Annotated in this window: 22 protein-coding genes; 6 read left to right on the top strand and 16 right to left on the bottom strand. The window is 64.7% G+C overall.

The annotated features are described in order from the left end of the window. Window positions 1-91: 91 nt before the first annotated feature. Genes EYE42_RS14020 through cyoA form a run of 5 tightly spaced genes read right to left on the bottom strand, consistent with a single transcriptional unit; the run spans window position 92 to window position 5076 of the window. Complete coding sequence (locus EYE42_RS14020; protein ID WP_246020821.1) at window positions 92-775, bottom strand: SURF1 family protein; 684 nt, start codon at window positions 773-775, stop codon at window positions 92-94. Next, window positions 772-1188 carry a cytochrome o ubiquinol oxidase subunit IV gene (cyoD, locus tag EYE42_RS14015; protein ID WP_130991939.1) on the bottom strand — a complete coding sequence of 139 codons (417 nt, stop codon included), beginning with the start codon at window positions 1186-1188 and terminating at the stop codon, window positions 772-774. The genes EYE42_RS14020 and cyoD overlap by 4 nt, the downstream gene beginning before the upstream one ends. Continuing rightward, window positions 1185-1799 carry a cytochrome o ubiquinol oxidase subunit III gene (gene cyoC, locus EYE42_RS14010; protein WP_425466570.1) on the bottom strand — a complete coding sequence of 205 codons (615 nt, stop codon included), beginning with the start codon at window positions 1797-1799 and terminating at the stop codon, window positions 1185-1187. Before cyoC ends, cyoD begins: the two co-directional genes overlap by 4 nt. A 9-nt stretch (window positions 1800-1808) precedes the next feature. Beyond that, a complete protein-coding gene (gene cyoB, locus EYE42_RS14005) occupies window positions 1809-3863 on the bottom strand; it encodes a cytochrome o ubiquinol oxidase subunit I (RefSeq protein ID WP_130991937.1) in 2055 nt (684 codons plus the stop codon). A gap of 13 nt (window positions 3864-3876) precedes the next feature. Next, a complete protein-coding gene (gene cyoA, locus EYE42_RS14000; protein ID WP_130991936.1) occupies window positions 3877-5076 on the bottom strand; it encodes a ubiquinol oxidase subunit II in 1200 nt (399 codons plus the stop codon). Between the two features lie 214 nt (window positions 5077-5290). Between cyoA and EYE42_RS13995 the strand changes: the two genes are divergently transcribed. Further along, complete coding sequence (locus EYE42_RS13995; RefSeq protein ID WP_130991935.1) at window positions 5291-6604, top strand: MFS transporter; 1314 nt, start codon at window positions 5291-5293, stop codon at window positions 6602-6604. 63 nt (window positions 6605-6667) lie between these two features. Here the strand turns inward: EYE42_RS13995 and EYE42_RS13990 are convergent, their stop codons facing one another. The 9 genes from EYE42_RS13990 to cls form a co-directional block, all read right to left on the bottom strand. Continuing rightward, window positions 6668-8239 carry a calcium-binding protein gene (locus tag EYE42_RS13990; protein ID WP_130991934.1) on the bottom strand — a complete coding sequence of 524 codons (1572 nt, stop codon included), beginning with the start codon at window positions 8237-8239 and terminating at the stop codon, window positions 6668-6670. Window positions 8240-8706: 467 nt separating this feature from the next. Next, window positions 8707-10866, bottom strand: a complete 2160-nt coding sequence (locus EYE42_RS13985) for a malate synthase G (RefSeq protein WP_130991933.1) — start codon at window positions 10864-10866, stop codon at window positions 8707-8709. A 116-nt stretch (window positions 10867-10982) separates the two neighbouring features. Then, the gene (locus EYE42_RS13980) at window positions 10983-12227 is read right to left on the bottom strand and encodes an AI-2E family transporter (RefSeq protein WP_246020819.1); all 1245 of its coding nucleotides are present in this window, start codon (window positions 12225-12227) and stop codon (window positions 10983-10985) included. 93 nt (window positions 12228-12320) lie between these two features. Further along, on the bottom strand, window positions 12321-13547 hold the full coding sequence (locus EYE42_RS13975) for a saccharopine dehydrogenase family protein (protein ID WP_130991932.1): 1227 nt from the start codon (window positions 13545-13547) through the stop codon (window positions 12321-12323). A gap of 34 nt (window positions 13548-13581) precedes the next feature. After that, on the bottom strand, window positions 13582-14682 hold the full coding sequence (gene nspC / locus EYE42_RS13970; protein ID WP_130991931.1) for a carboxynorspermidine decarboxylase: 1101 nt from the start codon (window positions 14680-14682) through the stop codon (window positions 13582-13584). Between the two features lie 85 nt (window positions 14683-14767). After that, window positions 14768-15133 carry a hypothetical protein gene (locus tag EYE42_RS13965; protein ID WP_130991930.1) on the bottom strand — a complete coding sequence of 122 codons (366 nt, stop codon included), beginning with the start codon at window positions 15131-15133 and terminating at the stop codon, window positions 14768-14770. A 10-nt stretch (window positions 15134-15143) separates the two neighbouring features. Next, complete coding sequence (locus EYE42_RS13960; RefSeq protein WP_130991929.1) at window positions 15144-15911, bottom strand: DUF6478 family protein; 768 nt, start codon at window positions 15909-15911, stop codon at window positions 15144-15146. A 60-nt stretch (window positions 15912-15971) separates the two neighbouring features. After that, window positions 15972-16250 (bottom strand): 4a-hydroxytetrahydrobiopterin dehydratase, encoded by a 279-nt coding sequence (locus tag EYE42_RS13955; protein WP_130991928.1) that lies wholly within the window; start codon window positions 16248-16250, stop codon window positions 15972-15974. Window positions 16251-16259: 9 nt separating this feature from the next. Then, entirely contained in the window at window positions 16260-17708 is a 1449-nt protein-coding gene (gene cls / locus EYE42_RS13950) for a cardiolipin synthase (RefSeq protein ID WP_246020818.1), read from the bottom strand. A 76-nt stretch (window positions 17709-17784) separates the two neighbouring features. On the opposite strand from cls, the gene accD reads away from it, so the two are divergent. Both accD and EYE42_RS13940 read left to right on the top strand, forming a co-directional pair. Beyond that, window positions 17785-18705 (top strand): acetyl-CoA carboxylase, carboxyltransferase subunit beta, encoded by a 921-nt coding sequence (gene accD / locus EYE42_RS13945; RefSeq protein WP_130991927.1) that lies wholly within the window; start codon window positions 17785-17787, stop codon window positions 18703-18705. Window positions 18706-18767: 62 nt separating this feature from the next. After that, on the top strand, window positions 18768-20039 hold the full coding sequence (locus EYE42_RS13940; protein WP_130991926.1) for a bifunctional folylpolyglutamate synthase/dihydrofolate synthase: 1272 nt from the start codon (window positions 18768-18770) through the stop codon (window positions 20037-20039). A 3-nt stretch (window positions 20040-20042) separates the two neighbouring features. Here EYE42_RS13940 and zapE read toward each other — a convergent pair whose 3' ends face one another. After that, window positions 20043-21143, bottom strand: a complete 1101-nt coding sequence (gene zapE, locus EYE42_RS13935) for a cell division protein ZapE (RefSeq protein ID WP_130991960.1) — start codon at window positions 21141-21143, stop codon at window positions 20043-20045. Window positions 21144-21273: 130 nt separating this feature from the next. On the opposite strand from zapE, the gene EYE42_RS13930 reads away from it, so the two are divergent. After that, the gene (locus EYE42_RS13930) at window positions 21274-21924 is read left to right on the top strand and encodes a 5'-methylthioadenosine/S-adenosylhomocysteine nucleosidase (RefSeq protein ID WP_246020813.1); all 651 of its coding nucleotides are present in this window, start codon (window positions 21274-21276) and stop codon (window positions 21922-21924) included. Between the two features lie 49 nt (window positions 21925-21973). Continuing rightward, window positions 21974-23767: an ABC transporter transmembrane domain-containing protein gene (locus EYE42_RS13925; RefSeq protein ID WP_130991925.1), complete on the top strand. Its 1794-nt coding sequence runs from the start codon at window positions 21974-21976 to the stop codon at window positions 23765-23767. 2 nt (window positions 23768-23769) lie between these two features. Here EYE42_RS13925 and EYE42_RS13920 read toward each other — a convergent pair whose 3' ends face one another. After that, a complete protein-coding gene (locus EYE42_RS13920) occupies window positions 23770-24309 on the bottom strand; it encodes a CAP domain-containing protein (protein ID WP_246020811.1) in 540 nt (179 codons plus the stop codon). A 161-nt stretch (window positions 24310-24470) separates the two neighbouring features. Between EYE42_RS13920 and lysM the strand changes: the two genes are divergently transcribed. Continuing rightward, the gene (lysM, locus tag EYE42_RS13915; RefSeq protein WP_130991924.1) at window positions 24471-24971 is read left to right on the top strand and encodes a peptidoglycan-binding protein LysM; all 501 of its coding nucleotides are present in this window, start codon (window positions 24471-24473) and stop codon (window positions 24969-24971) included. Window positions 24972-25034 lie beyond the last annotated feature (63 nt).

Below are 25034 nucleotides of genomic sequence, written 5' to 3'. Positions count from 1 at the left end.
TCGCGGGTTTGCTGACAGGAAGGGTGGCGCAGGGCGTCAGACTTGGCAAGCCCCCGACGCCGGGGCCTGTGCCGGACTGTGCCGGACTGTCCTAGCGGCGCAGTGCGCAGGCCGTCAGGACCACCACCCCGCCCGCCATCGTGAACCAGGTCAGCGCATAGACCAGATGGTTGTTGCGAAAGGCCACCACCGTCAGACCGCCGATCGGCTGGGCTTCGCCCCTGCGGGCGGCGTCGATGAAATAGGGGGCGATGCGGGGCAGGCCCAGCGTGGCCCCGATGGCCGCCGTGTCGCGCGAATACCATCGGCCCGCAGCGGGGTCGTTGGCGCGCAGAAAGGCGCCGTCCGGCTGGGTCATCCGCAACAGCCCCGTCACGATCTGGGGACCGGGCGGAAGGGGGCGGCTCTCGCGTCGGTCGGCAGCCACGAAGCCCCGGTTGACCAGAAGATGCCAGCCGTCCCCTGTCACCATCGGTGTCATGACCCAGAAACCAGCGCCGCGTTCGGTCACGGCCTGCACCAGCACGTCGCTTTCGGGCAGGTATTCCCCCGATACCGTGACGCGGCGATACTCGGCATCGTCGACCGTCAGTTCCGCCCATTCGGACGGCGGCGGAGGAGGAACCGGACGGGCGGCAAGACGCTGTTCGACACGCGCGATCAGGTCGGACTTCCATGCCAGGCGCTGCACCTGCCAGATCCCCAGCGACCCGAGAAGGGCAAAGACCATCCCCGCCACCGCCAGCAGCGCGGCGGGACGACGCGCGGCGGTCACGATCCCAGGCCCAGGGCCTCGTGGTTCATCTGCGGCATCATGTTGGTGTTCAGGTGGTACATGACCCACAGCGACCCGGCGATCATGATGACCAGCACGACCAGCGTGAAGACCAGGGCCATGAAGGTCCAGCCTTCGTCGCTGCGGGTGTTCATGTGCAGGAAATAGACCATCTGCACGATCACCTGGGCCACGGCGCTGACGACCACCACTGCCGCCGTCAGCAGCCGGTCCTCGAACCCGCCGCCCATCACCACGCCGAAGGGGATGGCCGTCAGGATCACCGACAGCACGAAGCCGGTGAGATAGGATTTCACTGTGCCATGGTCGTGTCCGTCGTCGTGATGATCGCCATGCGCCTCGGCGCGGCGTTCGGCACGGTGGCGGTCGCCCTGGGCCTCGATCGAGCTCATCGGATCACTCCCAGAAGATAGACAAAGGTGAAAACGCCAATCCAGATCACATCCAGGAAATGCCAGAACATCGACAGGCAGGACAGGCGGCGGCGGTTGGCATCGACCAGCCCACGTTGGCCGACCTGCACCATCAGCGTGACCAGCCACAAGCAGCCAAAGGCGACGTGCAGCCCATGCGTTCCCACCAGCGTGAAGAAGGCCGACAGAAAGGCCGACCGCTGCGGCCCGGCGCCGATATGGATCAGATGGCTGAATTCATAGATCGTCACCCCCAAGAAGGCGAGGCCGAAGACCAGCGTGATCCCAAGCCAGCGCATCGTGGCGGACCGGTCGTTCCTGACCATCGCCAGCATCGCCAAGCCATAGGTCAGCGACGAGATCAGCAGAAAGGCCGTGCTGAGCGCGACCAGTTCCAGGTCGAACAGGTCGCGCGGCCCTGGCCCTGCCGCATAGGCGCCGCCAAGGACGCCAAAGACGGCAAAGAGGACCGCGAACATCAGGCAGTCGCTCATCAGATAGACCCAGAATCCGATGCTGGTCGACGCACCCTCGTGATGGTGATGGGTTTCGATTTCCCAGAATTCGCCGGGGGCCTTGGACGTGGACATGCTCATGGATCAGGCCCCCTGTGCAATCGGGCGGCCGGGCCCGTCCCGGCTTTCCTGCGAAGGCGCCGCCCCGGCAAGCTGCCGGTCGCGCGCCTCCTCGGTCGCGCTGATCTCTTCGGCAGGGATATCGTAGTCGCGGTCATAGTTGAAGGTATGCAGGATCGCGACCGCGATGATAGCGAGGAAGGACAGCGCGGCCAGCCACCAGATGTACCAGACCAGCGCGAACCCGCAGAGGGTGGACAGGCCCGCGATGATGACCCCCGCCCCGGTGTTCCTGGGCATGTGGATCGCCATATGGGGCGCGCGGGGCCGTGTCTGGCCGAACCGCTTCATGTCCCACCAGGTATCAAGGCTGTGGCTGACGGGCGTGAAGGCGAAATTATAGGCGGGCGGCGGCGACGAGGTCGCCCATTCCAGCGTGCGTCCGTCCCAGGGATCGCCGGTCTCGTCGCGCAGTTCATGTCGGCGGCGGATCGACACGGCGAACTGCACGAACATCGCGGCGATGCCGATGGCGATCAGAACCGCGCCGAATGCGGCGATGGTGAACCAGATCTGCAGGCTGGGATCGTCGAAGACCCGCATCCGGCGCGTCACGCCCATCAGGCCCAGGACATACAGCGGCGCGAAGGCCACCCAGAAGCCGACCACCCAGAACCAGAAGCTGACCTTGCCCCAGAACACGTCCAACGTGAAGCCAAAGGCCTTGGGCCACCAGTAATTGATCGCCGCGAACAGCCCGAACAGCACGCCGCCGATGATGACGTTGTGGAAATGCGCCACCAGGAACAGCGAGTTGTGCAGCACGAAATCAGCCGGCGGCACGGCCAGCAGGACGCCCGTCATGCCGCCGATCACAAAGGTCAGCATGAAGGCCACCGACCACATCATCGGCAATTCGAACCGGATGCGGCCGCGATACATGGTGAACAGCCAGTTGAAGATCTTGGCCCCCGTCGGCACCGAGATGATCATGGTGGTGATCCCGAAGAACGAGTTCACCGAGGCCCCCGACCCCATGGTGAAGAAATGGTGCAGCCAGACGATATAGGACAGGATGGTGATGCAGACCGTCGCATAGACCATCGAGGTATAGCCGAACAGCCGCTTGCCGCTGTAGGTCGCCACCACCTCGGAAAAGACGCCGAACAGCGGCAGGATCAGGATATAGACTTCGGGGTGGCCCCAGATCCAGATGAGATTGACATACATCATCGGATTGCCGCCCAGATCGACGGCAAAGAAATTGGTGCCGACATACCGATCCAGCGTCAGCAGCACCAGCGTCACCGTCAGCACCGGAAACGACGCGACGATCAGGATGTTGGTGCAAAGCGCCGTCCAGGTGAAGATCGGCATCCGCATCATGGTCATGCCCGGCGCGCGCATCTTGATGATGGTCACCAGCAGGTTGATCCCCGACAAGGTGGTCCCGACACCGGCGATCTGAAGGCCCCAGATGTAATAGTCCACGCCCACATAGGGGCTGTAGCCGAGGCCGGACAGCGGTGGAAAGGCCAGCCAGCCGGTTTGCGCGAATTCGCCCACGAACAGCGACATCATGGTCAGGGCGGCGCCGCCGACCGTCATCCAGAAACTGAGGTTGTTCAGGAACGGGAACGACACGTCCCGCGCACCGATCTGCAAGGGAACGACATAGTTCATCAGCCCCGTGACGAAGGGCATCGCCACGAAAAAGATCATGATGACCCCGTGGGCCGTGAAGATCTGATCGTAATGGTGCGCGTTCAGATAGCCTTCGGACCCGTTGTGGGCCAGCATCTGCTGAAGGCGCATCATGATGGCGTCGGCAAATCCGCGCACGAACATGACCAGCGCCAGCACCATGTACATGATGCCGATCTTTTTGTGATCGACCGAGGTGAACCATTCGCTCCACAGCCAGGACCATAGCCGGTACTTGTGCAGCAGGAACAGGATGGCTGCGCCGCCTATGGCGACCACGACGAATGTGGCCCAGATGATCGGATCCTGCGGAATCGCATTGGCATTCAACCGTCCGAACAGGAAAGTGGTGGGAATGTCAGCGGGAATCGCCATCGCGCACTCCGGGTCAAAGGTTCTGGTCAGCGCCGGGTTGCGGCGCGGTCTGGGTCAGCCGGTTCGGGTTCAGATGCGGCGCCAGCCAGTCACGAACCTGGCCCGGCTGGGCCAGCCCCTGACCGCGCAGCGGCGAGAGGTCGCGAGGCCCGGCCTGCAACGCGGGCAGACCTGCCAGCATCCGGGTCTCGTCCTCGGCATTGCAGATGCCCGTGACCTGGAAAGGCGGCAGGCCCAGAACCGGGCGGGGGGTGCCGCGAGCCCCTGTATCGGGCAGCGCCGCCACATTGGCTGCGCCCGGCAGCCCCAGCCCGCCCTTGGCGTCATAGGCCATCATCTCGGCCATGCACATGCGGCCGTCCTCGACGCACATGTTGACCACGCGCGGGAAAAGCTGCGGATCGACGTTGGCAAAGGCCATGGGGGGCACATTTTCGCTGGGCTTCTCCAGCTCCAGATAACGGGTTCGGTCCAGGTCTTGTCCGCTGGCCCGGGCCTCGGCGATCCAGGCATCAAAGCCTGCGTCGTCAAGCGCATGGGCCCTGAACCGCATTCCCGAAAAGCCCGCTCCCGAATAGTTCGACGCAAGCCCCTGGTATTCCCCCGCCTCGTTGAAGACGCCATGCAGCGTCGTCTGCATCCCCGGCATGGCATAGATCATGCCCGCCATGGCCGGAATGTAGAAAGCGTTCATTACCGAGGCCGAGGTCAGCGTGAACTGCACGGGGCGGTCAACCGGCACGGCCATCTGGTTCACGGTGGCCACGCCCTGTCCCGGATAGATGAACAGCCATTTCCAGTCCATCGCCACCACCTGCACCCGCAGCGGCGTCCGGTCGCCCACGGGCCGATCCTCGCTGATGCGGTCCAGCGGTCGGTACGGGTCCAGAAGATGCGTTCCCACCCAGGTCAGCGCGCCCAGGCAGATGATGATCAACAAAGGGATCGCCCAGATCACCAGTTCCAGCTTGGTGGAATGATCCCAATCGGGTCGATAGCTGGCAGCGCGGTTTCTTGCGCGATACCGCCAGGCGAACCACACGATCAGTGCCATCACCGGAACGATGATGATCAGCATCAGCAGGGTCGATTGCACCAAGAGGGTGGCCTGACGGGCGGCGATGTCGCCCGCCGGGGACAGAACAACCGCCTCGCACCCCGCCAGAACCAGGATCGGCGCAAGCCAGAAAAGCCGTTTTCCGATATGTGTCATGACCCTGGACCCCGGAAAGCGAAGACGTGCGGAAATGGCCGGTGCCATTCCCTGTGGCGCAGATAAATTCCCTGTCTTGTCCGTTACATAAGACAATTTGTCGCGTATTCCCAGAATGCGTTATAATGCATCTGTAGCGAAACGGGCGGGTTCCCTGGGAATGCCGCGCTTTCTGTGCATCACGCCTTCGGGCCCAATCGGAGCGGTTCACACGATGGTGACATCTTCCGAAACTCCCGTCCATCCCGATTCCCGCAGGGATGCCGACGACGATCACGTCTCGCCCTCCGACATCGCGGTGGGCGTCGTCATTGGGCGAACGTCCGAGTTCTTCGACTTCTTCGTTTTCGCCATTGCTGCAGTGATCGTGTTTCCGGCGCGACTGTTTCCCTTTGTGGACCCGCTGACGGGCACGCTGCTGTCTTTTTTCATGGTGCTTCTGGCCTTTGTGGCCCGGCCCATCGGCACCGCGATCTTCATGATGATCGACCGCAGGCATGGCCGTGTGACGAAACTGACGCTGGCCCTGTTCCTGATGGGCACCTCGACGGTGGCGATGGGGCTTGTGCCGTCCTATGCCGTACTTGGCGAATGGGCGATCGTGGTGATGGCGCTGCTGCGCATCGGGCAGGGCCTTGCCCTGGGCGGCAGTTGGGATGGCCTCGCCTCGCTTCTGGCGCTGAGCGTGCCCAAGGAAAAGCGCGGCTTCTACGCCATGATCCCGCAGCTTGGCGCCCCCATCGGCCTGATCGTGGCCGCGCTGCTGTTCGCCTATCTGGTCTCGAACCTGTCGGCCGAGGATTTCCTGGACTGGGGCTGGCGCTATCCTTTTTTCGTGGCGTTTTCGGTCAACGTGGTGGCGCTGTTCGCGCGGCTGCGCATCGTTGCGTCCCCCGAGTTTCAGGAAGCGTTCGAATCGCGCGAACTTCAGCCCTCGGGCATCCGCGAGTCGTTTCGCGCCGACGGGAGGAGCATCGCTCTGGGTGCGGTCGTGCCGCTGGCCAGCTTTGCGATGTTCCATATGGTTACGGTGTTCCCGCTGTCCTGGGTGTTCCTTTATACCGACGAGACGCTGACCTTCTTTCTGAACCTGACGGCGGTCAGTGCGGCTTTCGGCCTGATCTCGATCGTCCTGTCCGGCTATCTGTCGGACTGGCTGGGACGCCGCCGGATGCTGCTCTGGGGGGCGATTGCCATCGGCGTCTTCAGCCTGCTGGCGCCCTTGCTGCTGCAAGGCGGCAAGACCGGCGAAACGATCTACATGATCCTGGGCTTCGTGATTTTGGGCCTCAGCTTCGGGCAGTCGTCGGGGGCGGTGGCGTCGCTGTTCAACAAGCGCAACCGATACACCGATTCCGCCTTTGCGTCCGCCTTTGGCTGGCTGTTCGGGGCGGGGCTGGCGCCGCTGACGGCGCTTTATTTGTCCACCACGCTGGGGCTGTTTGCGGCGGGCCTTTATCTGTTGTCGGGGGCGGTGGCGACGGTGATTTCCCTGTGGATCATCCGGCAACTGGAGTTCCAGAACTAGACGTGACGGGACGATGGCCCGGTGCCAGCCGGTCATGCGATTGCCGGCTGGCACCAAGGTCATTCAGAAAAGGTCGAAATTCGCTGACGTCAGGGCATTCACGCCGGTCAGCACGACGACCGCCGCGACACCGCCAGCCGCGCTGCCGTTCCGATCCCAGAACAGGGTATCGTTGGCGGAATTGAACACGAACTGGCCTATTCCCGCAGCCGAGGTCGCCGAAGCCCCGTTCACCAGGCGAAGCGTCGTTGTCATGTTGTCGAATGCATCGACGGCAAAGGCCAGACGGTCGATATTCGGCGCACCGGTGGCGATGAAATCCGTGATGCGATCGCCGCTGGCGAATTCGTCGCCGTCTTCCCAGGCAAAGGTGTCGTTGCCGCCGCCACCCGTCATCGTATCGGCGCCGTCCCTGCCGAAGACGAAATTGTCCGCGCCATTCATGATAAGGCGGTCGTTCTGCTCGCTGGCCCAAATATCCTCGATCGACAGAGCCGTCTCGATATTGCCGAAACCATCGTTCCGGATCTGGTTCGCGGCAAGCCTGAGATTCACCACGATCCCGGTTTGTGCGACGCCGGTATAGCCGACGTCAAAGCTGATCGCGTCCCTTGAGCCCATGCCGTTGAAGACATCGCGGCCCTCGGCCCCGACAAAGGCATTGCGTTCGCTTGATCCGACAAAAACGTCATTATAGCGCGTGCCGTTAACGCGCTCGATATTGATGACGGTGTCGCGGTTGCCGAAGCCGTCGCGGATCGTGCCGCGGATGACCCCGCCGATATTCGAGGTTTCCAGATCGACCACGATCCCCTGCCGACCGCCCTGCCAATAATCGTCGCCATAGCGGACCCTGTCGCGATGATCGCCGCCGCCGTTAAAGACATCGTTGCCGCGAAGCCCGGCGAAATCGTTGCGGTCGGCATTGCCGATGAAGACGTCGTTGAAGCGGGATCCGATAATCCTCTCAATGCTGAAAAATGTGTCGGTTCCGCCCCAGCAGTCGATCAGCTTGCCGGTCGCCATGTTGACGCTGATGCCGCGAAAGGCGGAATCGCCCACACTGTGCGTGGTCCGCTCAAAGCTGATCTCGTCAAAGCCGCTGCCGCCGAAAATGGTGTCGTTGCCGATCCCGCCCGCCACGCTATCGTCGCCTGCCAGCATATTGAACCGGTCATTCCCCGAATTGAACCCTTCGACGCTGCGCCGGTCGTTGCCGTTGGTGCCGTTGATCACATCGGCTCCAGACAGCAGCATGCTCCAGGCGCCTTCGCCATTTGGGCGGGGACCGATGCCCAAGGCATTCCGCGCGCCGAACACGCTTGCCGCGAATTGCGACAGGTCGCTGGCCAGCGTATTGGTGGGGAAACTGTCGAATGTCAGAACCGGCTGGCCGGTGCTGCTGCTGACCACCACCCGCGCAATATTGCCCGCCGTCGGCATTCCGTCGGAATAGGCAAAGCCGGTTCCTGTCACCGCGACCCTGAATCCGGCGAAATCATGACCCGCAGGATAGGTGAAGACAAAGCTGGTGGCGGTTCGCGCATTGAAGATCGTGGCGCCCTCGGCTTCGAGGAGGCGACCGGGCCAGTCATCGAGACCGTTGTAACGAGCCGTCAACATCAAGCGTGCCATAAACCTCTCCCTTTAATCCGCCCACAGCGGCACCAAAGACTATATTTTCAAAATACATCAAATCTGCGGATTAAAGAACAAAAATTCTTATCATAGCCCATTATTCTTAAATATAGATACGACTCCATCTTCTGTCATTATAAATCAAGGATGGCATGTCAGCCGGACTTTGATATTGGCAAGTTCTTTTCACAGCATTGAAGCAGGAATTTATTTCAACCCGATGCTTTTGCGATTCATTTTCCCTGGCAAAAAGACATTTCCCCCGTCTCTGTTCCGGTGATTCAGCGCACCGCCGGACGGGACCGGACCATCCGCACCGGAGGGTTGTCCTGTGCAGATCGCGGCGCGTCCGCAGCCGCAACTCCGCCCGGCCGGCGTTCCAGACCGTGCTGGTCCAGGAAAGCCCAGCCGAGGGATGAGGCTCGGCCGGACCGTCTGGGCGGTGGGTTGACCGGTCTGTCCGGTCAGCCCCGCATCGCCTTGGCTTGGCGCCGCCGCGCGTGCAGTGCGGGCTCGGTATAGCCCGAGGGCTGCGTGGTGCCGGTCAGCACCAGATCACGCGCGGCCTGAAAGGCCGGGCCGTCATAGGACGGGGCCATCGGCACATAGTTCGGATCGCCCGCGTTCTGTTCGTCCACCTTCAACGCCATGCGGCGCAGCGCATCCTCGACCTGATCGCGGGTGACGATGCCCTGTTCCAGCCAGTTCGCCAGCAGTTGCGCGCTGATGCGACAGGTTGCGCGATCTTCCATCATCGGCACGTCGTCGATGTCGGGAACCTTGGAACAGCCGATGCCCTGATCGACCCAGCGGACCACATAGCCCAGGATGCCCTGGGCGCTGTTGTCCACCTCGCGCAGGATCTGGTCCTGCGACAGGGGGGCGTCGCTCATCAGCGCCGGGGTCAGCAGCAGGTCCAGATCGGGAACCGGCTGGCCTGACAGTTCGTCCTGACGCGCGGCGACATCGACCATGTGGTAATGCAGCGCGTGCAGCGTCGCAGCGGTCGGACTGGGCACCCAGGCGGTGTTGGCGCCCGATTGCGGATGGCCGATCTTGGTCTGCACCATTTCAGCCAGGGCATCCGGTTTCGCCCACATGCCCTTGCCGATCTGCGCACGCCCGCGCAGGCCCGCATTCAGGCCGATCCGCACGTTGCGGTCCTCATAGGCCTTGAGCCAGCCCGACCGGCGCGTGGCATCGCGTCCCGCAAAGGCACCTGCCTGCATGGTGGTGTGAATCTCGTCACCCGTGCGGTCCAGAAAACCGGTATTGATGAAGAACAACCGGTTGCGCAAGGCGTGGATGGTCGCCGCCAGATTGGCACTTGTGCGGCGTTCCTCGTCCATCAGGCCCAGCTTGACGGTGTTGGCGGGCAGGCCGAGGATCCGTTCGACCTTGGTAAAGGTGCGGTCGGCAAAGGCCGCCTCGTCGGGACCGTGCATCTTGGGCTTGACGACATAGACCGCGCCCACGCGGCTGTTTCGCGGTCCTTCGGTCTTTTTCAGGTCATGGATGGCACAGGCGGTCGTGACCACGGCGTCCATCAGCCCCTCGGGCGTTTCCTCGCCGTTCAGGCGCACCGCGTCGGTGGTCATCAGCAAGCCGACGTTGCGCACCAGCAGCAGCGCCCGCCCAGGCAGGGTGATGGTGCTGCCGTCCGGACGCGTGACCTCGCGGTCGGCATTCAGGCGGCGGGTCATCTGCTTTCCGCCCTTGTCGAAGGTATCCGTCAGATCGCCCTTCATCAGGCCCAGCCAGTTGGCATAGACGGCCACCTTGTCCTCGGCATCGACCGCCGCGACGCTGTCCTCGCAATCCTGGATGGCGGTCAGTGCCGCCTCCAGAACCACGTCGCGCAGGCCAGAGGGCGAGGCAGCGCCGATCGGATGATCCGGGTTGATGATCAGTTCGACATGCAGCCCGTGGTGACGCAGCACCAGCGCGGTATCCCCACCCTCGATCCGGCGTCCGACATAGGCCGAGGGATCGCGCAGCGCGACCTCGGATCCTTCGATCGTGGCCTTCAGGCCGTCCGCATCGGCGCGGTATCCGGATACCTGGGCATGGCTGCCGCCGGTCAGGGGGAAAGCCTCGTCCAGGAACTGTGCGGCGCGGGCCACGACGGCGTCGCGGCGGGCCGGGTCGATGCCGCCGCCCGCCGGGGGCGGTCCCATGACATCCGAGCCATAGAGCGCATCATAAAGCGATCCCCAGCGCGCATTGGCGGCATTCAGGGCAAAGCGGGCATTGCTGACCGGAACCACAAGCTGCGGGCCGGCGACCTCGGCGATTTCAGGGTCGATCCGGCCGTTGCCGATCTGGAAAGGTGCGGGTTCGGGGACCAGATAGCCGATCTCGGTCAGAAAGGCGCGATAGGCCGCCGTGTCCCAGGGCTGGTTGTCCCTGGCCTTGTGCCATGCGTCGATCCGGTCCTGAAGCTCGGCCCGACGGGCCAGAAGCGCGCGGTTCTCGGCGCCGAATTCGGATAGCAGTTCGGCATAGCCCGACCAGAACCGGTCCGCATCGACACCGGTGCCGGGCAGGACTTGGGTTTCCACAAAATCAGCCAGTTCCCGAGCGACTTCCAAGCCGTGACGCTGGGTATAACGGGTTTCGATCATCCAACAGATCCTTTCGTCCTTGGCGACGGTATACCATCGCGCACATTGGCGCTGGATACGGCATGGCGACCGTTTTTCCAAGGGCGCCTGGAAAGGTTTTCTGCCCTTTGAAAAAGTTAGATCGGCTTGGAGGCGGGTTCGCTGGCGACGACCTCGGCGGTCATTTGGGCCGCCGCAGGCTCGTCCTCGGCCTCGGCCCCTGCCTCGACGATGTCGCGCGCTTCTTCCTCGTCCTCATCCTCGATGACCGGCGGCGCCTCGCCTGCCAGGAAGTTGCCGAACTTTTCCCAGCCAGGGATATAATCGGCCAGAACCCGCAGGACGACCAGAACCGGCACAGCGATGATCATGCCCAAGACCGACCACAGCCAGGCCCAGAGCGCCACCCCCAGAAACACCACCACCGTGTTCATCTGCAGGCGGCGCGACACGAAATAGGGCGTGATGAATTGCCCCTCGAGCGAGGTCAGCAGCAGATAGCTGCCGGCCACCATCATCGGCCAGAAGATCCCTGGCATCACCACCAGGGCCACCACGCCGGATAGAGCGACCCCCGCGATGGCACCCAGATAGGGGATGAAGTTCAGCACAAAGCCGCTGAGTCCGAACAGCACCGCGCCCGGCAGGCCCCAGGCATACATCGCCAGACCAATGGCCAGCCCTAGACCGGCATTGATGATGGTGATGGCGCCCAGATAATTACCCAGCGAATCCTCGATCTGGCGCAACGCCAGATAGGCATTCCGCTTTTCGCGCATGGAATCGAAGCTTTGCACGATCTTGAGATACAGAAGATCGCCCGAGGCGAGCATGAAGAACAAAAGAAACAGGGTAAAGATCATCTGTCCGATGATGGTCGGCGTCCAGCGCATCACGGTGGTCAGCGGGCTTTCGCCGGCCTCCTGGACGGTGACGACGGGCGCGGGGTCGCCGTCGGGATCTGTTGTCTGGGCCTCCTCCAGTTGCTTGGCGGCCTCCTCCAGACCAGAAAAGGATTCGCGCAGTTCGCTGAACTTCTGTTCCAGTTGAAACTGGATCGTGGGCAGATTCTGGACCGCCCGGTTGATGGGTCCGCTGGCCGCCAGGGCAATCAGGGCGATGGCCAGGATCAGGCTGAGCGTCAGCACCCCAGCCGTCAGCGCATCCGGGATGCGGCGCCGACGGGCCAGACGCCGGATGGGGGTGAATACGAAGAACAGCAGCAGCGCCAGCGTCACCGGCATCAGGAAATCACGCCCGGCGGCAATCGCCGCAAAGGCCATGATCAGAAAGATGCCGATGATCGCCCAGTTGGCCGCGCGGCTGCTGGCGCCGCTGCTGTCTCCGCGAAATCCCGGAAAAATGTACTTCTTTTCGGCCACGACCCTGTCCCCCCGTCACTGGCATGGCCCCGAACGCAAAGGATGACCCGGCTGTTCCGGATCACTGTCAAATGGCGCAAGATCCGGGACAGATCAGATCGGGTGGTCGCCCTCGGCGTCGATCACACGCGTGGACAAGCCCATTTCCCCCAAAAGCTCAAGGAAGGGGCGCGCGGGCAGATCCTCGACATTGACCATCCGCTTCACATCCCAGATGCCCCGTGCGATCAGGATGGCGGCGGCGACCGGCGGCACGCCCGCCGTGTAGCTGATGCCCTGGCTGCCGACCTCGGCAAAGGCGTCCCGGTGGTCGGCGACGTTGTAGATGAAAACCTCGCCCGGCTTGCCGTCCAGGCTGCCCTTGACCAGATCGCCGATGCAGGTCTTGCCCTGGTAATCGGGGGCCAGACTGGCCGGGTCGGGCAGCACGGCCTTGACCACCTTCAGCGGCACGACCTCCAGACCCTCGGCGGTCGTCACGGGCTGTTCGGACAAAAGGCCCAGGTTCTGCAGAACGGTGAAGACGTTGATATAGTGATCCCCAAAGCCCATCCAGAAGCGCACATCGGCATCCTTGTAACGGGCCGACAGGCTGTGCACCTCGTCATGGCCGGACAGATAGGCCTTGCGTTTGCCCACGACCGGCAGATCCCATTCGCGACCAACCTCGAACATCCTGTTCTCGCGCCATTCGCCGCCCTGCCAGGAATAGACGGTACCGGTGAATTCGCGGAAGTTGATCTCGGGATCGAAATTCGTGGCGAACCAGCGGCCGTGGGAACCCGCATTGATGTCCACGATGTCGATGCTGTCGATCTTGTCGAAATACTCGTCCTCGGCCAAGCGGGCATAGGCGTTGACCACGCCCGGATCGAACCCCGCCCCCAGCACGGCGGTGATGCCGGCCTTTTCCACGTCCTCGCGCCGCTTCCATTCATAGTTGCCGTACCAGGGGGGCGTCTCGCAGATCTTGGCAGGGTCTTCATGGATGGCCGTGTCGATATAGGCGGCGCCCGCGCGGATGCAGCCCTCAAGCACCGTCATGTTGATGAAGGCCGAACCCACGTTGATCACGATCCCGGCGCCCACCTGACGGATCAGCGCCTCGACCGCGCCCGCATCCATCGCGTCCAGCGCATGGCTGGTGAAGGGCATGTCATGGCCCTTGTCGCGCAGCGTCCGGATGATCGCATTGGCCCTGGCCTGGGTGCGGTTGGCGATGTGCAGGTCGCCGAATTCCGCAGCCCGTTGCGCCACCTTATGCGCCACGACTTGCGCGACGCCGCCCGCGCCGACGATGAGGACGTTCTTCCTGGCCAATTACGGTTCCTTTCCGGGTTGCCGAGAGGGCGCCTTACGACAGGCTGGACTTGTAGTCTTGATAAGAAAAGCTGCGGACGATGCGGATTGTTCCGTCGTCTTCCCGGATGGCGATGGCGGGCATGGCGACCCCGTTGAACCAGTTCTTCTTGACCATGGTATAGCCAGCCGCGTCGGCGATGCTGATGCGATCGCCCACGGACAGGGGCTTTTCAAAACGCGCATCCCCGAAGATGTCGCCCGCAAGGCAGGTCTTGCCCGCGATCTGGTATTCGTGGGCGCCAGACTGCGGCAGCTTGGCGGTTTCGCGATAGATCAGCAGATCCAGCATATGCGCCTCGATGCTGCTGTCCACGATGGCGACCTTTTTGCCGTTGTCGATGATGTCCAGCACGCTGACCTCCAGCGTGGTGGTGCCGGTGATGCTGGCCTCGCCCGGCTCCAGATAGGCCTGCACGCCGAAGCGGTCCTGGAACGCCCTGAGCCGGTCGGCCAGGCGGTCCAGCGGATAGCCTTCGCCGGTGAAGTGGATGCCGCCACCCAGGCTCACCCAGTCCAGTCGTTTCAGGATGTCGCCGAACTCGGCCTCGATCCGGGTCAGTTGGCTGTCGAACAGGTCGAAGTCGCGGTTTTCACAGTTGTAATGGATCATCACCCCGCTGATCCGGTCCATCGCCGATTCCAGACGCTCGCGGTCCCATTCGCCCAGGCGGCTGAAGGGGCGGGCGGGGTCGGCCAGGTCGAAGCCGCTGGTGGAAAAGCGCGGGTTCAGGCGCAGACCGGTGGTGATGTGACGGGCCTTGTCGCCGAACCGGTCAAGCTGGGACAGACTGTTGAAGATGATCTTGTCGGCATAACCCACCGCCTCGTCGATCTCGTGATCGGCCCAGGCGACGGAATAGGCGTGGGTTTCCTTGCCAAAGGTGTCATGCCCCAGGCGCAGCTCATAAAGCGAGGACGAGGTGGTGCCGTCCATGCAGTCGCGCATCAGGTCGAACACCGACCAGGTGGCAAAGCACTTCAGCGCCAGCAGCGCCTTGGCCCCCGACGCCTGCCGCAGATGCGCGACCTTTTCCATGTTGCGGCGCAGGGCCGGCTTGTCGATCAGGTAAAAGGGCGTCTGCATCCCGGCCATGCGAAACCTTTGAGGTCAAAGCGAAAGGGCCGATATAGCCATGGGTCGGGCTTTTCGCAAGGAAGCGTGACGGGCTGATGACAGCCTAGCCGCCGCCAGCCGCAAAGCGGCGGAATTCGCGTTTCAGCAGGTCCAGTTCGGCGCGAAGCTGCGCGACCTCCGCCAAAAGGTCGTCCTCGGCGACCTTGCCTGCGATCAGCGTCAGGCTGGCCAGAACCTGCATTTCGGCACCCTCTGCCTTTCCGACCAGCAGCAGGGTGTGAACGCCGTCGTCGATCACCGCAGGCGGCAGATCGGCGCTTATGGCCCACTGGTCCGGCCCGGCCTGCCGCATCACCGTTTCGGCCACGACCTGCCCGCGATGGATCACCTGCGGGGGCACAGGGGGCATGACGGTCCGAAGAAGGCCCATCCAGCAGCCCCCTGCAACGCCATGACTGGTGAACTGCATGGGCATGTCCCTAGATGCGCGCGCGGGGACGGCACGACAGCCGGATGTCGCGAATGACAAGGGCGTTCATGCGCGGCGATTCAAGGATCAGGTCCAGCCAGGCCCGTTCGACCGGCCGGTTGGCCAGATTGGCATAGGCGAGGTCGAATTCCACCCGGCGCAGGTTGTCCTGTCCGTCGACCGGATGGCCAAGTTCGCGCAGCATTGCCTCGGTATTGGGGCCCTGGACCAGATTGATGCGGGCATAAAGCCGGATCGGGCGTTCGGCATCGGTCACCATGTCCAGTTGCAGGACGCGCTCGGCGTCAACGCCCTCCAGCAGGGCATCGGGCACGTCCAAAGTCAGCGACAGAAAGCTGCCGGCAAAGCCCAGAACCTCGAGTCTCAAGGCATGGCGGCCTTCGGGTTGCAGACGGGCGGACTGCTGCAGGATCAGCGCACGGTGGGGACAGTCGTGCCACACGGCCGCGTCCTGGCCCAGGCGGTGCCCGCTTGGGGGTTCGACCACGGCGGCGGGGCTGATCCGGCCGCGCAGCAGACCGGGACGCCAATGCCATTCGGTGCCCGGCGGCAGATCGGTATCGGCCACCCCTCCATGGCGCAGCATCCAGGGGTCCGAGGCATGGAGAAACCGCGACAGGTGCTGATGCAGGGCGCGGGCGCGATCCCGCAGGGCCGGATCCACCGGTCGCGGCCTGCGATCCTGCCGGTCGGCCAGCCGGGACCAGTCGTCAGGCGCCTGCGCCAGTCCCACGAGTTCCAGAAGACGCCTGACCATCCCAATCCCGTCCAAGCTTGTCCTTCAGGGGATAGCCTGCAACCACCGCGCGAACAAGCGTCATGCAACCAGATCGTTCAACCGTGCCGCACAGGCGAAATCGGCTTCGGTCAGCCCGCCTGCCGCATGCGTGGAAAAGCGAACCTCGCAATAACCCCAGCCAAAGGTCACGTCGGGGTGGTGGTTCATCCTGTTGCCCAGCCAGGCGGCAAGATTGGCCATCTCGACCGCCTTGGCAAATCCCTTGACCTCAAACCGGCGCACGATGGCCCGGCCATCGGACGACAGGCCCCAGCCCTTCAGGCGGGACAGACGCGCCGCGATATCGTTGCGATCCATGATCCTTCCTCACAACAGCGGCGAGGCCAAAGCCAGAAGGTTGTTCCGCAAACGGCGGAACACGCTCCAGTCGCGGACCTCGTCCAGGGTGATCTCCCGCGCGCGGGCCATATAGCTGTCCTGGCGCTGGTTCAGTTCGGCCACGAATTCATGATCGAACACCGCCATGTTGACCTCGTAGTTCAACTCGAAGCTGCGCCGGTCCAGGTTGGCGCTGCCAACCATGCCCATGCGGCCGTCCACGGTCATGATCTTGGAATGCAAGAGCCCGTCCCGGAACAGCATGATCCGCGCGCCCGCGGACAGAAGGCCATAATAGAATCCCTCGCTGGTGGCCCCCACGACGATGGAGTCGTTGCGTTCGGGCAGGATCATCGTCACCTCGACCCCGCGCCGGGCGGCCGACCGGATCGCGGCGTCCAGGGCCGCGTCGGGCACATAATAGGGGGTGGTGATGACCACCTGGTCGCGGGCCGTGTGCAGCATCCCGGCCAGACAGTCCGAGATGGACCCCTGCCTGCGGTCGGGGCCCGTCGGAATGACCTGCGCGATCTCTCCACCATCGGTCCCCTGCGGGACCGGCATGACGGGTTGCAGCATGTCGCCCAGATCCTTGCCGGTATAGCTCATCCAGTCGGCCAGAAAGACCGCCTGGAACTGCCGGACCACCGGGCCCTCGATCGTCATCAGGATGTCGATCCAGGGCGCGAAGCGCGGCTTGATGGCAAATGCCATGTCGGCGCAGTTGCGACTGCCCGAAAAGGCAACGTGGTTGTCCACCACCAGGATCTTGCGGTGGTTGCGCAGGTCCAGCCGCCGGAACAGCACGCTGATGAAGGGCAGCCCCCAGGGAAAGGCGGTCACGCATTCGGCCCCCGCCTGTTGCATCTGCGTCCACAGGGGTGACCGCACCAGGCTGCGCGACCCCAGGGCATCGACGATGACCCGGCATTCGACCCCCCGGCCCGCGGCCCGGGCCACCGCCTCGGCGACCTTCTGGCCGGAATGATCGGGCAGCCAGATGTAGAACAGGATATGGACGTGATCGACCGCCCGGTCGATGGCGTCGATCATGCGGTCGATGGCCCCGTCGCCTTCCTCCAGCAGGCGGATGCGGTTTCCGGTCAGCGCCGGCATGCCGCCGACGGCCGCATTGGCGGCCACCACGGGCAGCGCGTAATGGGGCGGCTCTGCGGTCACGTGGTGGTCGGGTTCGCGCAGGTTGGTCAGGCGGTCGCGCACGTCGGCCATGCGCTGCACCTCGGCCTGGTTCAGCCGCACCTCGCCGAACAGCAGATAGGCCAGGATGCCGACAACGGGCAGCGCCTCGACCACCATGATCCAGGCCAGCCGGACCGAGGGGTCCAGCCGCGGGCGGATCAGCACCCGCGCGGTGACGGCCAGAACGACCGTCGTGTGCAGCATGACAAGAAGCGATCCCCACATGTCGCGCATCATTCCCGTCCGTCACGGCAATTGCAATCGGCGCCGTCGCGGCCTATCTCGGGGCCGAAACAGCAGGGATGGCCCGCGAATGAACTGGATCACCAACTATGTCCGCCCGCGCATCAATTCGCTGTTCTCGCGCCGCGAGGTGCCCGAGAACCTGTGGACCAAATGCCCCGAATGCGGAACGATGCTGTTTCACCGCGAACTGTCCGACAACCTGAACGTCTGCACGAACTGCGATCATCACATGGCCATCGCCCCCCGCGAACGGTTCCGGTCGCTGTTCGACGGCGGCGCCTTTGTCGAGGTCAGGGTGCCCGAGCCCGTCGCCGACCCGCTGCAATTCCGCGACCAGAAGAAATACCCCGAGCGGATGAAGTCCGCGCAAAAGGCCACCGGCGAGAAAGAGGCGATGCTGGTGGCCGAGGGCGAGATCGGCCGCACCCCGATCGTTGCGGCCGCCCAGGATTTCAGCTTCATGGGCGGCTCGATGGGCATGTATGTCGGCAACGCGATCATCGCCGCCGCCGAACGCGCGGTAAAGACGAAGCGTCCGCTGGTGCTGTTTTCCGCCGCCGGCGGCGCCCGGATGCAAGAGGGCATCCTGTCGCTGATGCAGATGCCCCGCACCACCGTCGCCGTGGAAATGCTGCGCGAGGCGGGACTGCCCTATGTCGTGGTGCTGACCCACCCGACCACCGGCGGCGTCACCGCCAGCTATGCGATGCTGGGCGACATCCAGATCGCCGAGCCCAATGCGCTGATCTGCTTTGCCGGCCCCCGCGTCATCGAACAGACGATCCGCGAAAAGCTGCCAGAAGGATTCCAGCGCGCCGAATACCTGCTGGAACACGGAATGCTGGACAGGGTCACGCACCGCAGGCAGTTGCGCGACGAACTGATCTCGATCCTTCGGCTGCTGGGGGGCCTGCCCGCCCCCACCCGCGCCGACCTGCCGGCTCCTGTTGCCGATCCTGTCAAGCCCGAACCCGAAAAGGCCGTCTAGGCTTCTTCTTCATCCAAACATCCTTGGGGGTCCGGGGGTCAGAGACCCCCGGCTTGTGCCGCATGACCCACTCCGACGCCATTCTCGACCGCCTGATGTCCCTCCATCCCAAGGTCATCGACCTGTCGCTGGACCGGATGCATCGCCTGCTGGCCGCGCTGGGCAACCCCGAACGCAGAATTCCTTCGGTAATTCATCTTGCGGGCACCAACGGCAAGGGCAGCACGCAGGCGATGATCCGCGCAGGGTTGCAGGCCGGAGGCGCGCGGGTCCATGCCTATACCTCGCCGCACCTGGCGCGGTTTCACGAACGCATCCGGGTGGCGGGCGACCTGATCGCGGAAGCCGACCTTGCCGCGACGCTGGAGGAATGCGAGGTTGCCAATGCCGGGCAGCCCATCACCTTCTTCGAGATCACCACCGCCGCCGCCTTTCTGGCCTTTTCGCGCACCCCCGCCGATTACACGCTGCTTGAGGTCGGCCTGGGCGGCAGGCTGGACGCCACCAATGTGATCGACGCGCCCCGCCTGACGGTCATCACCTCGGTCAGCATCGACCATACGCAATACCTGGGCGACACGCTGCCCTTGATTGCGGGCGAAAAGGCCGGAATCATCAAGCGCGGCGTGCCGGTGATCGTCGGCCCTCAGGACGACGATGCCCTGCGCGTGATCGAGGCCAGGGCCTCGGGCCTGACGGCGCCGGTCCTTGCGCACGGCCAGCACTGGATGATCGCGCCGGACAGGGGCGGCATGGTCTATCAGGACGACCATGGGCTGTGGGATCTGCCGCGGCCGAACCTGATCGGCCCGCACCAGATCCAGAACGCGGGCACGGCGCTGGCCGCCCTGCGCCAGTTGGGCGCGACCGAGCTTCAGGCCCGCGCGGCGGTGACGCAGGCCGAATGGCCCGCCCGGATGCAGCGGCTGAAGCGCGGCCCCCTGGTGGAACTGGCAGGTCCGCAGGCCGAACTGTGGCTGGACGGCGGGCACAACCCTGCCGGGGGCGAGGCGCTGGCCGCGACGCTGGACACCCTGCCCCAGCGTCCAACGCATCTGGTCTGCGGGATGCTGAACACCAAGGACATCGCCGGCTATCTGCGTCCGCTGGCCACCCGTGCAGCATCCCTGACCGCCATCGACATCCCCGGAGAGCCGAACACCCTGCCCGCCGACACCACCGCCGGGGTGGCAGGCAGCGTCGGCATGGTCGCGGCGACCGCTCCGGATACGGGGACGGCCATCGCGGGGATCGTCAGCCGCGATCCCAGGGCGCGGATCCTGATCTGCGGATCGCTGTATCTGGCGGGACGGGTGCTGCGCGAGAATGGGTGACGGCTAGGTCTTGCGTCCCCATCCCGCCTGCTGCATTTCCCGCAGCCGGCTGGCCGTGCGTTCGAATTCGAAGCTGCCCTCGCCCTCGTTATACAGTTGTTCCGGCTGATCGGCGGCACTGGCGATCAATCGCACCTTCGCTTCGTAAAGCGCGTCGATCAGGGTGACGAACCGCTTGGCCTCGTTGTAGTTCGAGGCGGACAGGCGCGGGACGCCGTCGATCATCAGCACCCGAACCGTCCGCGACAGGGCCAGATAATCCGCCGGGCCCAGCGGCCTGCCGCACAGATCCCAGAACCCCGCCCGGCCCACGCCATCCGCGAACAAGGGCAGATCGAAGCTGCGCCCGCCCACCTCGATCCGCTGCGGCCCGGCCTGCGCCCCGGCCGTCAGGTCGGCCCAGATCGTGTCCATCGCCGTTCTGGCCTGCGCATCGGCGGGACAGAACCAGACCTGCCCCCCCGTGGCGCGCCCCTGCCGGTGATCCACGGGACTGTCCAGGCAGACGATTTCCAGCCGCTGCCGGATCAAGTCGATGAAGGGCAGGAACAGCGCCCGGTTCAGTCCGTGCTTGTACAGATCCTCGGGCACCCGGTTCGAGGTGGTGACGATCACCACCCCTTGTTCCAGAAGCACCTGGAACAGCCGCCCCACGATCATCGCATCGGCGATGTCGGTGATCTGCATTTCATCGAAGCACAGCAGCCGGACCTGCGCCGCGACCTCCAGGGCCACGGGACGCACGGTGTCCTGGTCGCCCCGCTGCCGGGCGCGATTCAGCCCGGCCTGGATCTCTTGCATGAATTCGTGGAAATGCACGCGGCGCACGGGCACGGTGGCGGCCTCGGCCATCAGATCCATCAGCATCGACTTGCCGCGCCCGACCCCGCCCCACAGGTAAAGGCCCCTGACCTCCGGACCGGCGGGCGCGGGGTTGCCCACCCCCAGAAAGGCCCGCCAGGCCGATCGTCGTTCCGGCGCCGGGGCGGCGGCCATGTCGTCCAGAACCCGGTCCAGATGGGGCAGCACGTCCCGCTGCGCCTGATCGGCCCGGATACGTCCCTCTGCCACGCCCTGTTCGTATAGATCGCTGACCTTGCCCATGGGGGCAGTTGCCACGGATGATGCCGGCCCCGCAAGGGTCAAGCCCGGGCGCGCCTGGCGCCTGACCTTGCGCTTGACCCCTTGCCCCCACCCGTGCCACGCCTGCCCCCAGCAGCCGAAAGGAAACACCGTGCCCCCCACGTCCCCGGACATGATCGCGGACATCCCCGTCCTGTTCGTGATGGCGGCCGAGGCCGAATACGGCCCGGCCCTGCGCGCGCGCATCACCCCCCTGATCACCGGCATCGGCCCGATCGAGGGGGCGGTGCAACTGGCGGCCGCGCTGGCAGGGATGCGGGCGCTGCCGCGGCTGGTCGTGTCTCTGGGATCGGCGGGATCGGCGCGGCTGCAACAGGCCGAGGTCTATCAGGTCGCGGCCGTCGCCTATCGCGATATGGATGCCTCGGCGCTCGGGTTCGAAAGGGGCCGAACGCCGCTTCTGGATTTGCCCGTGCGGGTCGATCTGCCGCTGCGGATCGAAGGACTGCCCGCCGCCACGCTGTCCACCGGCGCCAATATCGTCAGCGGTCCGGCCTATGATGCCATTGCCGAGGACATGGTGGACATGGAGACCTTCGCCCATCTGCGCGCCGCCCAGCATTTCGGGGTTCCGTTGATCGGGCTGCGGGGCATTTCGGATGGCACAGCCGAATTGCAGCACCTGTCGGACTGGACGCAATACCTCCATATCATCGACGAAAAGCTGGCCGCTGCGGTTGATCGCCTGGCCGATCAGCTTGCCGACGGAGGGCTGACCCTGGCGCCCCCGCGCTTGTCCTGACGGCTGCCAACGCCTAAACCGGCTGGGCATATCCATCCGAAAGGCAGACATGGCACGCGGCACCACGATACCGGACCGACCCACCAGCCGGCGCATGGGCGCGCTTGGCGCCCTGTGGCCGTTCGTGCGCCGCTATCGCGGGCAGATGGCGCTGGCACTGGTCGCGCTGGTGGCGACATCGGCGATCAGCCTGATCCTGCCGCTGGCCGTCCGTCGGGTCGTGGACAATTTCGACGACGGCGCGGGGCTGCTGGACGATTATTTCGGCGCCGCCCTGATGGTCGTCGCCCTGTTGGCCCTGGGGACGGCGGCACGATATTATTTCGTCACCCGGCTGGGCGAACGGGTCGTGGCCGACATCCGCAAGGCCGTCTATGCCCGCGTGATCACCCTGTCCCCCGCCTTTTTCGAACGCGTGATGACGGGCGAGATCCTGTCGCGCATCACGACCGACACCACCCTGATCCAGTCGGTGATCGGGTCGTCGCTGTCCATCGCGCTGCGCAACACGCTGATCCTGGCGGGTGGGATGGCGATGCTGGCCATCACCTCGGTCAAGCTGATGGGGCTGGTGCTGCTGATCGTGCCGGCGATCCTGATCCCCATCATCGTGCTCGGCCGCCGGCTGCGCGGGCTGTCGCGGGCGAACCAGGACTGGATCGCCGCGTCATCGGGCGCGGCGTCCGAAACGCTGCTGGCCGTGCAGACCGTGCAGGCCTATACCCACGAGGCCCGCAGCATCGCGCGCTTCGACGATGTGACCGAACGGTCCTTTGCCGTGGCCCTGACGCGCATCCGCACCCGCGCGCTGATGACGGCCATCGTGATCTTCCTGATCTTCGCGGGCGTGATCGGCGTCTTGTGGATCGGCGCACGCGACGTGCAGGCCGGCGCGATGACGGCGGGGGAACTGGTGCAATTCGTCATCTACGCGATCCTTGTGGCGGGATCGACGGGCGCCCTGTCCGAGATCTGGGGCGAATTGCAGCGCGCCGCAGGCGCCTCTGAACGGCTGGGTGAATTGCTGGCGGCCGAGGACGCGCTGCGCGACCCGCCCCGGCCCGTTCCCCTGCCCCGCCCGGTGCGCGGCCGGATCGAGCTGCGGGATGTCGGCTTTCGCTATCCCACCCGGCCCGACGTCTCGGCACTGGAGAATGTCAGCCTGACCATCCGGCCGGGCGAAACGGTGGCCCTTGTCGGCCCGTCGGGGGCGGGCAAGACCACGGTGATCCAGTTGATCCAGCGGTTCTGGGACCCGCGTTCCGGGCAGGTGACGCTGGACGGCATCGACCTGCGGGACATGGCGCGTGCGGATTTCCGGCAGGCCATCGCCCTTGTGCCGCAAGACCCGGTCATCTTTGCCGCCAGCGCGATGGAAAACATCCGGTTGGGCCGCCCCGATGCCCCGCCCGAGCAGGTCCGCGAGGCTGCAAGGGCCGCCCATGCCCATGACTTCATCGAGGCGCTGCCACAGGGCTATGACACCCCCCTGGGCGAACGCGGCGTCATGCTGTCTGGCGGACAGCGCCAGCGCATCGCCCTGGCCCGCGCCATCCTGCGCGACGCCCCCGTCCTGCTGCTGGACGAGGCGACAAGCGCGCTGGACGCCGAATCCGAATCCCTGGTGCAGGCCGCCGTCAGCCGCCTGTCCGAAGGCCGGACCACCGTGGTCGTGGCCCATCGCCTGGCGACCGTGAAGAAGGCCGACAGGATCGTGGTCTTTGACGGCGGCCGCGTCGTGGCGCAGGGAAGCCATGACGATCTGGTTGCGCAGGGGGGGCTTTACGCCCGGCTGGCGCGAATGCAGTTCACCGACATGCCGGTCTTGACCGAGCTTGCCTGATCTCAGCGCGGAACGGCATAGATCGCCGCCCAGAACCGTGTCCGCCCGTCCGGACCGATCGCCTGGCCAATGCCGTAATCGCGCAGTCTCGGAATCACCATGTTCGCCCGGTGGCTGGCCGATCCGTTCCATTCCGCCAGCACCCGGTTCAATGAGAAAGGCCCGGCGGCGATGTTTTCGGCCGTGACCGAGGGCGCATAGCCCGCCGCCTTGACGCGCGGGCCGGGACCGTCGGTCAAACTGCCCCTGTGGGTCATGCGCCCGCGCCCGGCCATGTCGCAGGCATGATCGGCGGCCACCCGCGCCAGCAACGGATCGGCCCGCATCGGCGCCAGCCCCGCGCCGCGGCGCACAAGGTTTGTTGCCGCAACGCCCTGACGGTTCTGGTCCGGTGTCGTGGCCAGGCATGTGGCCCTGCCCGCGTCCGTCACCTGCACGTCGTCTGAACCGCCTTTGCCTGCGGCGCTGTCCGGTGCCTGCGCGCAACCCGCAAGCAGCACCGATCCCAAGGCCATTGCGGCCAGATGCGTCGAAAATGTCATCCTGTCCCCATATCCTTGATCACCATGCATCCTATGGATGAAAGAATGAACTATCCACACTTTTGGATTGCTGGAATTTCTTGCTCTTGTTGACGGCTGCGCAGAACCCTTGTGCTCCGGCTGCGTTTCCTTCCGAACAATACCCAAAAAAGGAATGTCACATGGCCATCTGGGATTTCGTGAAGGATGCGGGAAAATCGGTCTTCGGAAAGGCCGAGGCCGCCGAGCCGAAGGCAGCGCCCGCGCCTCAGGCATCGGCAGCCCCCGCCAAGCCCGCCCAAGACCCCGACACCGCGCGCAAGGTCGCGGCGATCAAGGCCGAATTGCGGGCGCTTAATCTGGACAAGGACGATGTCCACCTGACCCTGCGCGGCGATACCGTCAGGATCGACAGCAAGGGCGCCGACCGCGAGACGCTGGAAAAGCTGGTGCTGGCCGTGGGCAACATCGAAGGCGTCGCCAAGGTCGAGGCCGACTTGCCCGAACCGGACAAGGCCCCGGTCTTTCATACCGTGAAAAAGGGAGAGACTTTGTCGGCCATCGCCAAGGCCTATCTGGGTGATGCCAACAAATATAACCGCATCTTCGAGGCGAACCGGCCGATGCTGTCGGACCCGGACAGCATCTATCCGGGCCAGACCCTGCGTATCCCGCAGGAATGACCGATTCGACGCGGCGTCGCCGGCCACCTGACGCCGCGTCCTTGTCCCGCCGCTACGCAAGAC

The sequence above is a fragment of the Paracoccus subflavus genome, from assembly GCF_004310345.1.
Lineage (GTDB): Bacteria > Pseudomonadota > Alphaproteobacteria > Rhodobacterales > Rhodobacteraceae > Paracoccus > Paracoccus subflavus.
Note: the sequence above shows the minus strand (reverse complement) of the source record. Positions and strands in the feature narration are given on the sequence as shown.

What these genes read in the sequence shown, in the direction of transcription:
- EYE42_RS13955 (WP_130991928.1), bottom strand. Translation starts at nt 16,250, where the DNA reads ATGGATCGCAACGATATCGCGGCGCGTCTGTCCCGCCTGAAGGGCTGG.
- zapE (WP_130991960.1), bottom strand. Translation starts at nt 21,143, where the DNA reads ATGGGCAAGGTCAGCGATCTATACGAACAGGGCGTGGCAGAGGGACGT.
- cyoB (WP_130991937.1), bottom strand. Translation starts at nt 3,863, where the DNA reads ATGGCGATTCCCGCTGACATTCCCACCACTTTCCTGTTCGGACGGTTG.
- EYE42_RS13925 (WP_130991925.1), top strand. Translation starts at nt 21,974, where the DNA reads ATGGCACGCGGCACCACGATACCGGACCGACCCACCAGCCGGCGCATG.
- accD (WP_130991927.1), top strand. Translation starts at nt 17,785, where the DNA reads ATGAACTGGATCACCAACTATGTCCGCCCGCGCATCAATTCGCTGTTC.
- lysM (WP_130991924.1), top strand. Translation starts at nt 24,471, where the DNA reads ATGGCCATCTGGGATTTCGTGAAGGATGCGGGAAAATCGGTCTTCGGA.
- EYE42_RS13940 (WP_130991926.1), top strand. Translation starts at nt 18,768, where the DNA reads ATGACCCACTCCGACGCCATTCTCGACCGCCTGATGTCCCTCCATCCC.
- cyoC (WP_425466570.1), bottom strand. Translation starts at nt 1,799, where the DNA reads ATGTCCACGTCCAAGGCCCCCGGCGAATTCTGGGAAATCGAAACCCAT.
- nspC (WP_130991931.1), bottom strand. Translation starts at nt 14,682, where the DNA reads ATGGCCGGGATGCAGACGCCCTTTTACCTGATCGACAAGCCGGCCCTG.
- EYE42_RS13920 (WP_246020811.1), bottom strand. Translation starts at nt 24,309, where the DNA reads ATGACATTTTCGACGCATCTGGCCGCAATGGCCTTGGGATCGGTGCTG.
- EYE42_RS13985 (WP_130991933.1), bottom strand. Translation starts at nt 10,866, where the DNA reads ATGATCGAAACCCGTTATACCCAGCGTCACGGCTTGGAAGTCGCTCGG.
- cyoA (WP_130991936.1), bottom strand. Translation starts at nt 5,076, where the DNA reads ATGACACATATCGGAAAACGGCTTTTCTGGCTTGCGCCGATCCTGGTT.
- cyoD (WP_130991939.1), bottom strand. Translation starts at nt 1,188, where the DNA reads ATGAGCTCGATCGAGGCCCAGGGCGACCGCCACCGTGCCGAACGCCGC.
- EYE42_RS13960 (WP_130991929.1), bottom strand. Translation starts at nt 15,911, where the DNA reads ATGGTCAGGCGTCTTCTGGAACTCGTGGGACTGGCGCAGGCGCCTGAC.
- EYE42_RS13995 (WP_130991935.1), top strand. Translation starts at nt 5,291, where the DNA reads ATGGTGACATCTTCCGAAACTCCCGTCCATCCCGATTCCCGCAGGGAT.
- cls (WP_246020818.1), bottom strand. Translation starts at nt 17,708, where the DNA reads ATGATGCGCGACATGTGGGGATCGCTTCTTGTCATGCTGCACACGACG.
- EYE42_RS13990 (WP_130991934.1), bottom strand. Translation starts at nt 8,239, where the DNA reads ATGGCACGCTTGATGTTGACGGCTCGTTACAACGGTCTCGATGACTGG.
- EYE42_RS13965 (WP_130991930.1), bottom strand. Translation starts at nt 15,133, where the DNA reads ATGCAGTTCACCAGTCATGGCGTTGCAGGGGGCTGCTGGATGGGCCTT.